Consider the following 15688-nt stretch of genomic DNA (forward strand, 5'->3'; position numbering starts at 1 on the left):
ATTAGGAGTTTGTATGAAAGTATCGTTTGAGCAATTAAAAAGCATGGTGGTGTTTGCCCACATTGTGCAGCAAGGCAGCTTAACTAAAGCGGCTCAACAACTTGGTTTATCAAGGGCTGTAGTTAGTTATCACTTAAAGAAATTAGAACAGCAATTAAAGCTCACGTTACTTAACCGCTCAACGCGTACCATGACTCTCACCGAAGCAGGTATGGCTTATTACGAACGTTGTCAGGCTATCACTGAGCACGCTGAGGCTGCTAACTTACACCTTGAGAACTTAAAGAGTGAACCGGTTGGGGTTATCAAATTGAGTTGTCCGGTGAATGTAGGCTTGCAACTTGTGGTACCGGCACTGGCTCAGTTTAAGCGTTTGTATCCGAAAATAGATATTGATTTACAGCTTAGTGATGATGTGGTTGATATCATCAAAGAGGGCTACGACTTAGCGATTAGAGGCGTGGCCCTTGAAAGCTCAAACTTACAAGCGACTAAACTTGCAAGTATGGCTACTTGCTTATGTGGCTCAGTCGATTACTTTACAAAATACCCTATACCAAAGAGCATTGCCGATTTAGCAGAGCATACATGGGTGGTGTATCAACCAAGTAGTGCTGTTGTCACGCTCGAAAAAGATAAACGCCGCTTTGAGGTGGCAGTTAGTGGTGGCATAAGTACCAATAACGCTGCTGCACGAACTGCCTTTGTAGAAGCTGGGCATGGCTTAGCGAAAATCCCAGTTTATGATGCATTGCCAAGGATCAAAGCAGGATTGTTACGCACAATCTTAGATGATTACAAAACTGCTGATATTGAACTTTATGGCGTATTCCCGCCAGGGGCGGCGGGAAGTAAAAAACTGCGGGTTTTACTTGATTACTTGAAGGATTATTTTACTAATCAAGTAGCCACTATGACGATTTAAACAAGTGTGCGATTAAATAAAGCAACGGCTTGTTGATACATGCTGATGGCAAGAGCTGGGTCGTATCGGTCGCCTTCGTCGCGCATAAACGCATGTTGGGCGTTCACTTCTTGCCACTGGTAATTAATGCCTGTTGCCACCACTTGTTGGTAAATTTTAAGGCGGCCTTCTTTTGGTACATGTGGGTCTTGTTTACCCCAAACAAAGTGGATCTCACCTTTAATATCTGCCATGCGCTCAAATGAGTTATTACCTGCTTGTGCTGGTAAAGTATCGCTGTGTATATCTGTCGCGTATAAACAAAAAGCGGCTTTGATACTTGGGTTTAATGCAGCACGGTATGCAAGGTGACCACCAATACATACGCCCATGGCACCTACATTGCCTGTGCAGTAATCTTGCTGACGTGCAAATGTAATTAAAGCGCCAGTGTCTGAGTCATGGCTCTCAAGCGGTTTTGCCCATTTGTCGGCATTGCCTTTGTCTTTACCAGCATCATCATAGGCAAGTACTGTCCCAATAGGATTTAACTCATGAAAAACTTCTGGCACTAACACGACAAAGCCATGACCAGCAAGTATTGCAGCAGAGCGTGCAATTGGTGCTGTTTCTTGGAAAATCTCAGAGTAGAAGATAATACACGGGTATTTACCTTCCTCTACAGGGCGATAAATACTGGTGCGCATTACACCTGTGTTGGTCGCTATGTCGTGGCTATGGTGCTGAATAATCATGTTTATCCTTGTAAAAAACGGTTTAGCTAATAATACCTCAGCCCCACCTTTTGGACGAGTAAAAGCCCTTGAAATTTATTGATGCTCAGTTAACTCTCTGAGGCGGGATACTTCATACAGCTTGCGTAATAGGTAAGAGTAGCAGGCCAGTCAGAGAAAATAGCCATCACACCCACTTGCTTAGCAAGGACGTCTACCACTTTCATCATTTGCCCATCTTGTTTAATTACACGGGCAATCGACTGGTAATAATAACCACCGCCATTATTTAATGGACCAGAGCGCTCTAAACTCCAAGTAATGATGTTCAGTCCTGCTTGTTTAGCTTTAATAGCATAAAGCGAAGGCTCGATTGCACCTGACTCATCAAGGCTTAAAAGCATCCACATTGGCGGTGCGATAATGCGTACTCCATCGTTATATAGAGCCTGCATTGATGGCTGCCAAGTTGTTTCATCCATAGCATCAAAGTCTGCTTGCTCATCTCGGCCATCAAGATAAATACTGTTGTTTGCAAATTCAGGGTGATTGTTTAGCCAATACTTCACATCTTCAAGATTAAATGATTGCGGATAAACATCTTGGCTATTCACACCTAAATCTCGATACTCATCAAGCATTTTTTGCGCATAATCTTGCTGGCTAAAACCGTTAAATGGCATGCTAACTTCTGGGCTTTTTAGCTCGGGTGTCATTTTTACACCCAGTGATTTGAATAACTTAATGCTTTGCTGGTGGGTCATTACGGTGCCACTGTTTGCGTATAAATCAGTGCGCCAGCTTGGTGTTCCTTGCATATATTCAGCGACCGTTTTGGCGTTAGGGTTGGCACCATCCATTTTAGCTTTTAAGGTTAAAAACTCAGCTTGGGTGATATCGCTGGTGCAGCATTTAGCCTGAGCTGGTTGGCCGTCTTTGGTCGGGGTAAAAGGTTGGCTGCATTTTGCAGCGAGCTCAGGAATCGCTAAAATGTTGGTAGTGGTGTGTAAATCACACTGTGAATGGCGACACACGAGTTGTTTGTCTTTAGTAAAGGCGACGTCACATTCAAGTACGCCAGCGCCCATTCTTGCAGCGGCTAAATATGACTCTTTGCTGTGCTCAGGAAACTGCATGGGGGCACCGCGATGACCAATTACAAAATCAGTTTTATAGAAAGGGCCATTACCGCATTCAGCAAGTTGCTGCTTTAACGGCCCATCTGTCATCTTGTCGATTAAATAGTAAGGCCTAGCACCTACTTGCACTGCCTGATCCACAGGCAGATTCTTACAGCCTTGAATAACGAAAACTAAACAACATAAAACCAGTGCGCGCATAACAGCATCCCTCTAATCGAATAGAGTTTAGCCTATCATGACTCCGTGGCAGTTTTATTAAGTTTCTGATTTATAATAAGTGCTAATAAGATAATCGCTGCGCCGATGGCAAGCTTGATGATATCGGCATCACGATTCCAAATCACAATGTTAACGATGATCCCTGCTGGGATCAGGAGGTTATTCATGACAGCCAAGGCACCTACATTGACAATAGTTGCGCCCTTATTCCACGCGAAATAACCAAGCCCTGAAGCAATCGTGCCTAAGTAAATTAACACGCCCCATTGTGTCGTTGTGGTGGGTAGCTTACTGGTATCACCAAATAAGCCGTAACAAATCAGTGCGACAATTAAAGCGCCAATAAAGAACCAAGCAAACACCCGAGAGTGGGGGAGTTGCTCATCTTGCATTAAACGTTTGTAAGTTACTTGACCGGTAGCAAAGCAAATATTGGCAGCCTGAACCATTAACATACCAATAAGGTAGTTTTCATCGACGCCTTCATAGCGAATAGCAACGGCGCCTAAAATAGCTAGCATAGCGGCGAATAAAAACTTGGCATTAAAACGCTTTTCAAGCAAATCGTTTAACAAAGTGATGTAAAGTGGCGTCATTACCGTGAATAGCAGTACCTCGGGCACGCTAAGGTACAAAAACGAATGGTAATAGAAGCTGTACATCACACCAAGTTGTACTGCGCCTATTGCCATGAGCTTTAGTGCTAAGGCTTTAGGGGTTTTACGCCAGTGTAAAAAGGGCAAAAACACGCAAGTTGCCAAGCCAATGCGCATTAACACACTAAACCATGCATCCACTTGGCCTGCTAAATAAACACCAATAAGACTAAACGAAAAGGCCCAAAGCAGGGTTACAGCAAATAAGTAGGTCATGTTATTCGAGTTATGTGCAAAAAAGGGCAGTGTATATGAGATGGCTGAAAATTAAAATTGCCCATGACGGATAATACGCGGTCATGGGCAATGGGGGGGTTAGGGTTGGCTGGCAACAAAGGCTTTTGCTTGTTGCTTTAATCGCTCGAGTGCGTTGCTATCGTAAAACGTGCTGTGCGAGACAACACCACTTAGTGTTTGTGTGTTACGAATATCAATAAGCGGGTTTTTTGAAAGCAAAATGAGATCCGCTACTTTGCCTTCACTAAGTGCACCGTATTGCTGTTGTTTATTTAAAAATTTAGGCCCCGCGAGCGTTGCAGCTTGCAGCGTTTGCAGTGGTGTTAGGCCATATTCAGTAAAAATACTCAGTTCTTGGTGTAAAGAAAGCCCCGGATAAATATACGAATTTAAAAAGCCTGCATCTGTGCCTGCAATAATGCTCACACCTGCTTGTTGGGCGATAGGGAGTAACTGTGCGGTTTTAATAAAACGCTCTTTGCGCTGTTTGATTTGTGCAGGGGTGTCTTTGTTCGCTCTATCAACTCGCCACTGATAAGTTGCTTTTAAACCCTTACCTAAATAATCTAAATAGGCATCGTCCTGATGATTATCTTCATCAATGTAAGCCGTTATTTTGCCACCAATCAAGGTTGGCACCACGGCGGTGTCGTTGTTAGCAAGAACCGTAAACTTCTCAATGGCTGTTGGTTCATCAAACTGCGCGGTGATAATGGGCAGCGCAGTGCGATAGCTCAGCTCTTTTGAGGCAACCTTTGCAGAAATATCTGCTTCGTTTTTAGCCGCAGCTTTAAGCATATAGGTCATATGCTCAATGGCATCAAGCCCCGCCTTGGAGACATCAGTCACAGACAATGAAAATGGAATATGACCCGAAATTTGGTAACCCCGTTTTTTGACCTCTTTTACTGCCTTTAGATAAAGCTCAGGCGTTAAAGCGCTGTCGGTAATTTTGATAAAATCAACGTCCATGCTGTCTAACAGATCCATTGCAGCATGCATTTCTTCAGTCGTTTCTACTTCTAAATCACCAGGCCAAATAGACCCTTTACCTTCTAATTTCGGGCCTGAGGTGAAAATAGTTGGGCCCACTAACTGACCTTGTTTTACTTGTTCTCGCCAGCTAAGTACAGATTCACTTAAATCAGCCGCAGCATCACGAACAGTCGTTACGCCGTAAGCTAAATACAGTGGCAAGAGCTGTTTATTCTCTTCAATAAGTTCATCACCACCGCCAAAGTGGACATGCATATCCCATAGACCAGGCATGACATACTGACCTTTTGCATCAATCAATGTTGAGCTTTGATAGTGGCTACTTAAAGGTTTATCGCTACGTTTGATGATAATTCCATCGCGAATGGCAAGAGATTGCTTTGCTGAGATAGCCCCAGTTTGCATATCAATAATTTGGGCGTTTTCTATCACGATGTCAGCGCGCTCATCTGGGGTTGATGAACATGCAGCTAAAGCTGAGCAAAGTCCTAAAAGTAAAGTATTTTTCATGTGTGAACTCGTGTTTTTCTTTGAGGTTAGCAAAAACGAGTTAACTGACAATGGCTTTGAGGTGAATAGGAATAAAAGTGGGGTGAAAGTTTAATTGGTACTTAAAAAGTATGAGGGTTTCCCCTCATACTTTAAACATCATGGTGATTATTCAACTAAACCACGACGCTTTAATAGTGCGTCTGTTGTTGGTTTTTGACCACGGAACTCAATGTAGCTTTGCATTAAGTCGCGGCTGTTACCTTTTGATAAAATCTCTTTACGGAAATTATCACCGTTTTCACGTGTTAAACCACCTTCTTCAGTCATGTGTGCAAACGCATCTGCTGCGAATACTTCAGTCCAAAGGTAAGCGTAATAACCCGCTGAGTAACCACCGGCAAAGGTATGGCTGAAGTAGCAAGACTTATAACGTGGTGGTACTGGGTAATATGCAATACCATGCTTGTCTAATGCATCATGTTCAAACTTTTGTACGTCAGTGATATCAGCATCAACACCAAATGAGTGCCATTCCATATCAAGCAGTGCCGCCGCTAAGTACTCAGTTGTATCAAAGCCTTGGTTGAACTTTTGTGACTCAAGTACTTTCGCAAGTAACGCTTTTGGAATTGGTTCACCTGTTTTGTAGTGCTTGGCGTAGTTTGCAAGTACTGTCGGTTCTATATTCCAGTCTTCGTTTGCTTGTGAAGGGAATTCAACAAAGTCACGAGCAGTTGCTGTACCTGCTAAGCTTGGGTATTTAACATCAGAGAATAAACCGTGCGCAGCATGACCAAACTCATGGAACATCGTTGTTACTTCAGAGAAAGTCATGAGTGTTGGTTGACCTTCAGCTGGCTTAGGAATGTTCTGTGCATTGTAGATCACAGGCATCGTGTCTTTAAGACCGCTTTGGCTAACATAGGCACTCATCCAGGCACCACCACGTTTACCTTCACGTGCGTAAGGGTCCATGTAGAATAGGCCAATAGCGCTACCGTCTTCGTTAAATACTTCAAACACCATGACGTCTTCGTGATAAACCGGTAGGTCTTTACGCTCTTTAAAGGTAATGCCATAAAGTTTATTCATCGCAAAGAATAGACCGTCGTGGATCACTGACTGCATTTCAAAGTAAGGCTTAACTAAAGCTGGGTCTAAGTCGTACTTCTCTTGGCGAACTTTTTCAGCGTAAAACGCCCAGTCCCAAGGTTGAAGCGCAAATGTTTCACCTGACTTTTTGATTACTTGTTGGATTTGCTCTGCTTCTGCTTCTGCTTTAGCAACCGCTTTCGGCGCTAAGTCATCAAGGATGCCGTAAACATTTTCAGTTGTTTGCGCCATACGATTAGTCATTACATACGAAGCCCAGTCTTTATAACCAAGTAATGCCGCTTTTTCTGCACGTAGCTTAGTTTCTTTGATGATGATAGGGCTGTTTGTTGCTTGTGCACGCGTTGAAGAAGTTGTCCAAATCTTTTCACGAAGCTTGCGGTTTTCAAGGCTTTGTAAGATAGGTTGGCGAGTCGTGTTCACCAATGTGATCATGTAACCTTCTTTACCTGCTTTTTTGGCTGCAGCTGCAAGGCTTGCAATTTCACCTTCAGATAAACCCGCTAATTCGCTTTTATCTTTAACTAAAATCACATCTTCTTTAAATGATTTTAAGATATTTTGTGAAAACTCAGTTGAAAGCTTGGCAAGCTCTGCGTTGATTTCACGCATTTTTGTTTTTTCAGCTTCAGTTAGTTTTGCACCTGCGTTAACAAACTTTTTGTAGTAATAATCAACAAGGCGTTGATCTTCAGCATTTAATGACGCTTTGTTGTCGTAAATGCTTTGTACGCGAGCAAATAAAGCTTTGTTTAAGTAAATGTCATCAGTGTGAGCTGACATAATTGGCGCCATTTTAGCGGCGATACGTTGGTACTCACTGTCAGAGATTAAACCTGATAAGTTAAAAAATGCCGCAGACGTGCGGTCTAATAGCTCACCAGAGTACTCCATAGCAACAAGGGTATTTTCAAATGTTGCTGGTTCTGGGTTGTTTGCAATTTTTGAAATTTCAGCTTTTTGCTGTGCGATACCTGCTTCAAACGCTGGCTCGTAGTCTTTAGTCGAAATTTTATCAAACTCAGGGGCCATATATTGTAAAGGGCTTGGCTTGAAAAGAACGTTTTCAACATTAGCTGTTTGTGTTTCAGCGGCAGTTTCAACTTGAGTTTGAGTGTCGGCTTGTTGTGAACTACAAGCAGATAATAAAAGCACACTAGCAATCGTAGTTGCTACTAAGGTCTTACGCATGAGAGCTCCAAAAATGTGGATAAATCTTTTCTAACTTATCAAATTTTTAGCTAGAAACAATCAAGTTTGTCGTCTGAATGGGGAATTTGAACGCAAATAAAGCTGTTGAGGGATAAAAATGTGTAAAAAGCCATCAATTGTTTATTAATGGCTCACTTAAGTAAAAAGTGGCACTAGCTGCCAGTTTAAATCTTGTTGGTAATAAATTACCATAGGTTAGTTGTAACCCAACACAAACTTTTTCTCTGAGCCAAAGCTTTCTGGCATAGCGTTGCCAAACTCTTTGTTAATTAAATTCAGTGAGTGCTCTTGCTCAGCAAGTAAGTTTAAGATTCGGTTACGGTACTCTAAACTTGATTCAAATAAGTTTAGATCAACCAAGGGTTGTAAAGTGGCAAGTTTTTGTGTGAGTGTCATTTGTGACATTGTGTTCTCCTCGTGCTATTCAAAGCTTGTGAAACCTCAAGCTCTCTCTATGTATATAGCAGCTGTAGGCTAAAATAGTTAATAATTAGCGCATATTGCGCATAAAGAACTTAGTATTTACCAAGTTTTCACCTATTATGCCGTGCTAAACTTAGTCACAACTGAACCAAATTGATTTTTACTAGGAATGTTAATTTATGACCCTTGCTGATCTGCAATCTGCATTATCGTTTGTATTGTTCACCTACAATGATGTGCAAATTACTGTACTAAAAGTAATTCAAGTACCTTTGGTACTGTTTTTAATGTGGTTTGTGGTCACCTGGATTGGTCGATTAATTAAGAAAGCATTACTGGCAAAAAACCTAGGCCCTGACGCCGTTCATCTATTCACCCGTATTTACCTTGTTGTGACCATCGCAGTACTTGTGTTTACCTCGCTAGAGGTACTCAATATTCCTCTAACGGCGTTTGCATTTGTTTCTGGTGCCATTGCAATTGGTGTTGGTTTTGGTGCGCAAAACATTATCAATAACTTTATTAGTGGTTGGATTTTAATGTGGGAGCGACCAATTCGTATTGGCGACTTTTTAGAAGTGGGAACTGCTAAAGGAGTCGTTGAGACAATTAATACGCGTTCTACCCGAATTCGACGTAACGATGGTGTGCATATGCTGGTACCAAATAGCCAGTTATTAGAAAACACGGTAACTAACTGGACCTTAATTGACCGTAATGCCCGTTCGTTTGTGAATGTTGGTGTTGCTTATGGTTCAGACGTGGTGCTTGTAGAGAAGCTGATGAAGCAAATTCTTGATGATCACCCTGCCATTTTAAAAACACCTGCATCATCTGTGTTATTTGATGACTTTGCTGATAGCTCTTTAACTTTTAGCGCTATTTTCTGGGTATGTGCTGAATCAGAAGCACCGCTTCGCCAAGTGCGCAGTGAGCTGCGTTTTAGCATTTATAAAGTATTTGCTGAAAATAACATTACCATTGCATTCCCGCAGCGCGATATTCATATCGATGGTGAGATTGCTTTAACAAGGCGTAACAGCCAAAAATAAAAAAAGCGGCTAGGCCGCTTTTTTGCTTTACGAAAGAATGAATAATAATGAAACTAGGTAAACATAGGGTGGACAATCCCGTTAGTCCACAAGATAGCTGTCGCAGCTAAAATAATTACCAGTAAGATCAGCCCACACGTGACCACCGAACTGGCATAGATAAAACCTCGCTCTTCAGGAATGTGCATTAAAATTGGCACCCCTGTGTAGAGTAAGTAAACAGAATAAGCCAGTGCTACAAGGCCTACACACACCACAAACCATAGTTCAGGTAAGAATGCCGCAAATGAAGACATAAATACTGGCGTTGCTGTATAAGCTGCAAGCTCTAGGGTTTGTGTGAAGGTGGGTTTTGCACCAAAGGTCACTGCCATCCAATGAGCTAAATATGCCAGTGCAAACACGCCCGCAATTAGTGCAAAGTACATCGCAACCGCGATAAGTAATGCACTATCATGGGTTAAATATACGGCCTCACCTGCGCCAATACTCCAGCCCAAATAAACAGATGAATAGTAGCCCATTATTGAAGGAATACAGGCTATTAATAAAATGTGCGATAAGCTATAGCGCAAGCTTTCGTGACGGTTATCAATTGTCTGCCATTCTTCGAGTGGGTGAGCGTATAAGCCCCATAAGTGGTTTAGAATCATAATCATTGCCCCTGTAAAAAAGGAATATGAGCTGTTTTATTTTTGTACAGCTTTGATTAAGTTATGGTTCAGTAATTAAATCTTGTCAAGAAGCTGAAATAATCGAAATAGTCGATTAAATGTAACTCTTTAGTGCATATAGAAAATTACTTTGCACTGATGTGGGTCATGGAATGCGGGCTAATTTATGTGATAAAATCGAATTAAGATTTTTGATGAGAAGTTATTTAGTGCCTTATTCTGATTTGTTAGCACCCATTCATTCTTTTTTAAAGTGCGAAACGCCTGATGAGTGGATTGCTGCGGCAACCAAAAAAGAAAACTTAGATGTGGTTTTAATCGACCATCTTATCTGTGAATTAAAAGCAGCTCAGTCTGCTATGTTTTTAATTCGTAAGTACGCGGTTGATAAAGAAAGTAGTGATGCGTTGCTTGAGTGGTTAAAACCATTTGAAACACTTATTTATAAGCGTGAAGGGGATTGGCGTGAGCTTGCAGATAAAAACAAGCTGACTAAATCAATGATCCCAAAATCGAATTCTCCTTATGGGCAAGACCTTATCGATAAAATGGTGATGCTCATTAAAGAAGAACTACATCACTTTTATCAAGTTCTTGAGATCATGGATGAATACGGTATTGAATATAAAAGCATTACCCCATGTCGTTATGCCAAAGGGATGCTGCGCCATGTAAAAACTTACGAGCCAGATGCTTTGGTAGATAAGTTAATTATAGGTGCTTACATCGAAGCACGCTCATGTGAGCGCTTTGCTAAATTAGCTCCGCATGTTGATAAGCGCTTAGGTGATTTTTATATTTCATTATTGCGCTCTGAAGCGCGTCATTACCAAGATTATTTAACTCTTGCGCAAGAAATCAGTGAATTTGATATCACTGAACGTGTTGAATTTTTTGGTCAGCTTGAAGCTGAGTTAATTTCTACCCCAGATGAAGACTTTAAATTTCACAGCGGTGTGCCTGCATAATATATTAAACCAGAGCGCCTGTTTGGCGCTCTAATTCTTAACGGAAAAATCCAGCTAGCTGCAAAGGAAGACCTACCTGAAGGCATCGCAACCCAGTTTAAGATTACCTTGCCAGGCTTGAAAAAGAACAAAATTAGTTAGCATAGGTTTTTTCATATAGTTGCGTAATGTGACTAATTTCTTTTTCATTCAGTTCATAATGCTTCAGTATCTCTAAAAGCTTGCCTGACGCCGTAATTGCTTTAAGACCTAAAGATAAACTTTGCTGAAAAAGCTCAGCCTGAGGGTGATTTTTATCAGTAATCACATATAAGTGTTGAGTAGCAAGATAGGGGGTAACTATTTCTAATTCTGTTTGCTTTGCTTGCTGTAAGCGCTCGCTATTATCGAGCCAATACAAGGCAACCTCTTTTGTGCCTGCAACTAAATCAACACGACCATGCTTTAATAGCAACAAGCTCTCAATCAAGCTACCTGTGGTTGTCACGCTAAGGTTTGGGTGGTGCTCAAATTGCTCACTTACCACATAGTCTTCACCTTTACTGATTGTATATGGCTTTAATGAATACAAAGAGCCAGTGTAAGTTATTTTGCTATCAACACGCTTGAATAACACGGTATGTGCGGTTGCTAATGAAGGTGAATATGTAAAATCTCTCGCTCTTTGCTTTGTATAAAAAGCACCTAGCACTGCGACACGTTTATGGCGCTTGGCAAGCTTTAGCGCGCGAGCCCAATGTGTGTATTCAATAGTGGCTTGATGTTTTTGTGTTTTCAGTGCTGCGATGATGACTTCGTGCAGCCAGCCTGGCTTATTTGGCTCATCAATAAAATAAGGAGGAAACGGCTCTGTGACCAATTGCCAAGTTTGGCAATTGATTGAAAAGCTAATTAGTAAACAACAACATAAAAGGCTTAACCGACTCATCATAGATAATGCATTTTTTGACAATACTGGTTAAAGCATAGTTAAAAAATTGGTTATTTAAAGGGCGTGTGGACTAGTTTTTGCTGCTCTGGAGTAGCTCTTAAGTATGAACCTTGCTCATACCAGTCACCCAGTACAGTGCGGGTTAGTGTTTTTCCATTTTGCTTATAATGATGCACATTAGGGCGGTGAGTATGACCGTGGATCATATTAGTAACCTGATGCTTTTCAAACATGGCTAAAACTGCATCTTCGGTCACATCTAAAATCTCTAATGCTTTGCCAGCTTGGCTTTGTTTTGATTTTTCGCGGGCGTTGCGGGCAATTTTTTTACGATACCAAAGCGGCATAGCAAGCATTAATTTTGGCCACCACCAACCACGACTTTTTTTACGAAACTTTTGATATTCAATATCTTGAGTGCACATTTCATCACCGTGCAAGATAACTGTTGGAGTACCGTATAAATCAATAACAACTTGTTCAGGTAGTAAAGTCATACTTGCGCTTTTTGCATAGTCTTCTCGCATAATGAAATCGCGATTACCATGAATAAAAAACACCTCAGTACCACTTTCACTGACTTGGCTTAAACGTGCGGCAACACTCTTTGAAAGGTCAGTTTGATAGTCATCACCTACCCATACTTCAAAAAAGTCACCCAAAATATAAAGTGCATCAACGTCATCATTAATAATCTTGCTATCAAGAAAATCAAAAAATGCCGCAGTGATGTCTGGGCGGTTTTCTGTTAAATGGAGGTCGGCAATAAAATAACTTTGTTTCATGGTTACTCGCAAAAAAGCGGGCAAAGGCCCGCTTAAAAAGACTAAACGATTAAATTAGCTAACCGTTACTTTTTCGATGATTACATCTTCAAGAGGTACGTCTTGGTGGAAGCCAGCGCTGCCAGTAGCAACACCTTTGATTTTGTTTACCACGTCCATACCTTCAACAACTTCTGCGAACACGCAGTAGCCCCAGCCTTGTGATGTTTCACTGCTGAAGTTTAAGAAGTCATTGTCGTTAACGTTAATGAAGAACTGCGCAGTCGCTGAATGTGGATCCGGCGTACGTGCCATTGCTAATGTGCCCACTTTATTTGCAAGGCCATTGTTTGCTTCGTTTTCGATAGGGTTGTTTACTTCTTTTTGAACCATACCCGGCTCAAAACCACCGCCTTGTACCATAAAACCATCAATTACACGGTGAAAAATAGTGCCGTTGTAAAAGCCAGCGTTTGCATACTCTAAGAAGTTTTTAACAGTGTTTGGTGCATCGCTTTCGTGCATCTTGATAGTGATGTCACCAAAGTTTGTGTGTAGTACAACCATGAGGTTTCCTATATCAGGTTTAATAATGGGGCTATTTTATAGTAGTTGTCTTTGATTAACAAAGAGCTTGTTTAAAACGATTAACAAAGTGCTTATTCAATTGATAAAGCGCTAGAGCAGCGGCTTTGCAAGTGTTACCATAGAGAATCTCGAAACACCGTTAAGGACATTTTATAAATGGTACAAATTTACAACACACTTACGCGACAAAAAGAGCAGTTTAAACCCCTTGTTGATGGCAAAATCGACATGTACGTGTGTGGTATCACCATTTATGATTACTGTCACATCGGTCACGCTCGTACTTTTGTTGGTTTTGACGTGATTGTTCGTTACCTACGCCACATCGGTTACGATTTAAAATACGTTCGTAACATCACAGATGTAGACGACAAAATCATTAAACGTGCTAACGAAAATGGTGAGTCAATTAATGATCTAACGACTCGTATGACCAAAGCTATGCATGAAGATTTCGACAGCTTAAATATGTTGCGTCCGGATGTTGAGCCAACAGTAACAAACCACATGGATGAAATAATCGCTATGGTTGAGCGTTTAATTGCCAAAGGCCATGCGTATGTTGCTGCAGACGGTGATGTATTGTTTGACGTATCAACCTTTGAGCAATACGGTGCTTTATCGCAACAAGACCTAACCATGCTACAAGCAGGTTCACGTGTTGAAGTTGCACAAGATAAGCAAGATCCACTTGATTTCGTACTATGGAAAAAAGCCAAGCCAGAAGAGCCGTCATGGTCTTCACCATGGGGTGAGGGTCGCCCTGGTTGGCATATTGAATGTTCAGCAATGAGTTCTAAGCACTTAGGTGAGCACTTTGATATTCACGGTGGTGGTTCAGATTTACAGTTCCCGCACCATGAAAACGAAATTGCTCAGTCATGCTGTGCAAATAACGGCAAGTACGTTAATACGTGGATCCACACAGGTATGGTTCAGGTTAATAAAGAGAAGATGTCTAAGTCTTTAAACAACTTCTTTACCGTACGTGACGTACTAAAAGAGTATGATGCTGAATCAGTTCGTTATTTCTTAATTTCAGGTCACTACCGTAGCCAGCTTAACTATTCGCAAGAAAACCTTGAGCAAGCACGTTCGTCACTTGAACGTATTTACACTGCATTGCGTGGCGTAACGCCAATCGAGTGCGATTTAGCTAGCAATGAATATGTGGCTAAATTCAGAAAAGCGATGGATGATGACTTTAACACCCCTGAAGCACTACCAGTATTATTTGAATTAGCAAAAGAGCTAAACCGTGTTAAAGATAGCGATACAGAGCAAGCAGGTAAGCTAGCTTATGTACTACGCAGTGTTGCAGAGGTACTAGGCGTTGCACAACAAGACCCAGAAGCCTTTTTGCAAGGTGGCCAAGCTGACGACGAAGTAGCACATATCGAAGCGTTAATAGCAAAACGTAACGAAGCCCGCGCAAGTAAAGATTGGGCGGCAGCTGATGAAGCGCGCGATGCATTGAATGCGCTTGGTGTGGTACTTGAAGATTCAGCTGGTAAAACAACATGGCGTAAAGCCTAACTACTCATCGAATCATGATTCATTAAAAAAGGTTGCCAACGAGGCAACCTTTTTTGTTATTAATCAATATAGCTATTGACCTCAACTGTACTTGAGCTTTTACCTTGCCATCTCTTCGTATTAACAAGGACAGACATTGAATATTTTACTTGCCATGATCCCCGCCTTTTTATGGGGCACCACCTATGCAGTGACCAAATATGCCACACCTGATTGGCCGCCACTTTTATTAGGCGCATTGCGTGCATTACCTGCAGGGTTATTACTTTTATTGCTTAAACCTAGTTTGCCAACCCGTTGGCAGTGGCCAAGTTTGTTAACGCTAGGTGCTGTGAATATCGCGCTGTTTTTTGCCTTTATTTTTATCATGGCGGTAAACCTTCCTGCAGCTATAGCAGGGGTAGGGATGGTGTCTGTGCCGGTTGTGGCTCTTTTATATGCTTGGCTTACTAAAGGGCAGCGGCCTGCAAAAATTCAAGCATTCTGTGCTATGGCGCTGGTGGTATTGGCGTGGTTGTTGTTTGACCCAGCACACGTGTCATTAAATGTATTGGGAGTGGCTGCTTTATTTGGGGCCTTACTGACTATTGTGATTGGTAGCACCTTGGTACAGAGTTTGTCGGTGCATATTCATTGGTGGGTTGTGCTTACCTGGCAGTTAATCATTGGCGGCACTATTTTATTATTGGCTGCGTTTATTGATGGCAGTTTACTTCACCCAGAGCAATACCAAGTGATATTTAAGCCTATCTCAGCACTGCAATATTCTGCGCTATTTTGGTTAATCGTGCCCAATACCGCTATTGCTTATATTTTGTATGTTTGGTTATTAGGGCGCATGACTGTGGCTGAGTTTTCATTCGGCACTATTGCTAACCCAATCGCGGGAATCGTATGCGCTGTTTTACTCATAAACGAACAATATCAAGACTGGCAATACCTATTAATGTTTATGATGATTGTGTTTTCAGTGCTCCCCCAGATGCTAAAGCTTAGGCAGTTCAAACTACAGCGCTCTTAATACCAAAAAAAGGCTGCCCATTGGCA

General features: G+C 41.7%; 15 protein-coding genes. 5 read left to right on the forward strand and 10 right to left on the reverse strand.

All coding sequences use genetic code 11. The annotated features are described in order from the left end of the window. Window positions 1-13: 13 nt before the first annotated feature. The gene (locus NFU46_RS13580) at window positions 14-925 is read left to right on the forward strand and encodes a LysR family transcriptional regulator (protein ID WP_058585515.1); all 912 of its coding nucleotides are present in this window, start codon (window positions 14-16) and stop codon (window positions 923-925) included. On the opposite strand, the gene NFU46_RS13585 is transcribed toward NFU46_RS13580, so the two are convergent. The 6 genes from NFU46_RS13585 to NFU46_RS13610 all read right to left on the reverse strand — a co-directional run bounded on the left by NFU46_RS13585 (window position 922) and on the right by NFU46_RS13610 (window position 8110). Then, on the reverse strand, window positions 922-1659 hold the full coding sequence (locus NFU46_RS13585) for a dienelactone hydrolase family protein (RefSeq protein ID WP_251602567.1): 738 nt from the start codon (window positions 1657-1659) through the stop codon (window positions 922-924). The two genes, NFU46_RS13580 and NFU46_RS13585, sit on opposite strands and share 4 nt — an antisense overlap. An 89-nt stretch (window positions 1660-1748) precedes the next feature. Further along, entirely contained in the window at window positions 1749-2978 is a 1230-nt protein-coding gene (locus NFU46_RS13590) for a glycerophosphodiester phosphodiesterase family protein (protein WP_251602569.1), read from the reverse strand. A 35-nt stretch (window positions 2979-3013) separates the two neighbouring features. Next, window positions 3014-3871, reverse strand: coding sequence for a carboxylate/amino acid/amine transporter (locus NFU46_RS13595; protein ID WP_054561959.1), 858 nt, complete (start codon window positions 3869-3871; stop codon window positions 3014-3016). Between the two features lie 99 nt (window positions 3872-3970). Then, window positions 3971-5398: an amidohydrolase family protein gene (locus tag NFU46_RS13600; protein WP_251602571.1), complete on the reverse strand. Its 1428-nt coding sequence runs from the start codon at window positions 5396-5398 to the stop codon at window positions 3971-3973. Window positions 5399-5545: 147 nt separating this feature from the next. Further along, entirely contained in the window at window positions 5546-7684 is a 2139-nt protein-coding gene (locus NFU46_RS13605; protein WP_251602573.1) for a M3 family metallopeptidase, read from the reverse strand. Window positions 7685-7900: 216 nt separating this feature from the next. Continuing rightward, entirely contained in the window at window positions 7901-8110 is a 210-nt protein-coding gene (locus NFU46_RS13610) for a hypothetical protein (RefSeq protein WP_054561957.1), read from the reverse strand. Between the two features lie 197 nt (window positions 8111-8307). Between NFU46_RS13610 and NFU46_RS13615 the strand changes: the two genes are divergently transcribed. Beyond that, a complete protein-coding gene (locus tag NFU46_RS13615; RefSeq protein WP_175082764.1) occupies window positions 8308-9180 on the forward strand; it encodes a mechanosensitive ion channel family protein in 873 nt (290 codons plus the stop codon). Between the two features lie 53 nt (window positions 9181-9233). Here NFU46_RS13615 and NFU46_RS13620 read toward each other — a convergent pair whose 3' ends face one another. After that, window positions 9234-9833 carry a Yip1 family protein gene (locus tag NFU46_RS13620; RefSeq protein WP_058586311.1) on the reverse strand — a complete coding sequence of 200 codons (600 nt, stop codon included), beginning with the start codon at window positions 9831-9833 and terminating at the stop codon, window positions 9234-9236. Window positions 9834-10063: 230 nt separating this feature from the next. On the opposite strand from NFU46_RS13620, the gene miaE reads away from it, so the two are divergent. Then, on the forward strand, window positions 10064-10822 hold the full coding sequence (miaE, locus tag NFU46_RS13625; protein ID WP_058586359.1) for a tRNA isopentenyl-2-thiomethyl-A-37 hydroxylase MiaE: 759 nt from the start codon (window positions 10064-10066) through the stop codon (window positions 10820-10822). A gap of 133 nt (window positions 10823-10955) precedes the next feature. Here miaE and NFU46_RS13630 read toward each other — a convergent pair whose 3' ends face one another. The 3 genes from NFU46_RS13630 to NFU46_RS13640 are packed head-to-tail and all read right to left on the reverse strand — an operon-like array spanning window position 10956 to window position 13084. Further along, window positions 10956-11753, reverse strand: coding sequence for a transporter substrate-binding domain-containing protein (locus NFU46_RS13630; protein ID WP_251602575.1), 798 nt, complete (start codon window positions 11751-11753; stop codon window positions 10956-10958). Window positions 11754-11803: 50 nt separating this feature from the next. Continuing rightward, a complete protein-coding gene (locus tag NFU46_RS13635; RefSeq protein ID WP_175078546.1) occupies window positions 11804-12538 on the reverse strand; it encodes a UDP-2,3-diacylglucosamine diphosphatase in 735 nt (244 codons plus the stop codon). A gap of 54 nt (window positions 12539-12592) precedes the next feature. Continuing rightward, on the reverse strand, window positions 12593-13084 hold the full coding sequence (locus NFU46_RS13640) for a peptidylprolyl isomerase (protein ID WP_054562080.1): 492 nt from the start codon (window positions 13082-13084) through the stop codon (window positions 12593-12595). A gap of 177 nt (window positions 13085-13261) precedes the next feature. On the opposite strand from NFU46_RS13640, the gene cysS reads away from it, so the two are divergent. Further along, window positions 13262-14641, forward strand: a complete 1380-nt coding sequence (gene cysS, locus NFU46_RS13645; RefSeq protein WP_175078544.1) for a cysteine--tRNA ligase — start codon at window positions 13262-13264, stop codon at window positions 14639-14641. A 136-nt stretch (window positions 14642-14777) separates the two neighbouring features. After that, complete coding sequence (locus tag NFU46_RS13650; protein WP_251602577.1) at window positions 14778-15662, forward strand: DMT family transporter; 885 nt, start codon at window positions 14778-14780, stop codon at window positions 15660-15662. The last annotated feature ends 26 nt before the right edge of the window (window positions 15663-15688 follow it).

It is taken from the genome of Pseudoalteromonas sp. NCCP-2140, from assembly GCF_023708065.1.
Taxonomy (GTDB): Bacteria; Pseudomonadota; Gammaproteobacteria; order Enterobacterales; family Alteromonadaceae; genus Pseudoalteromonas.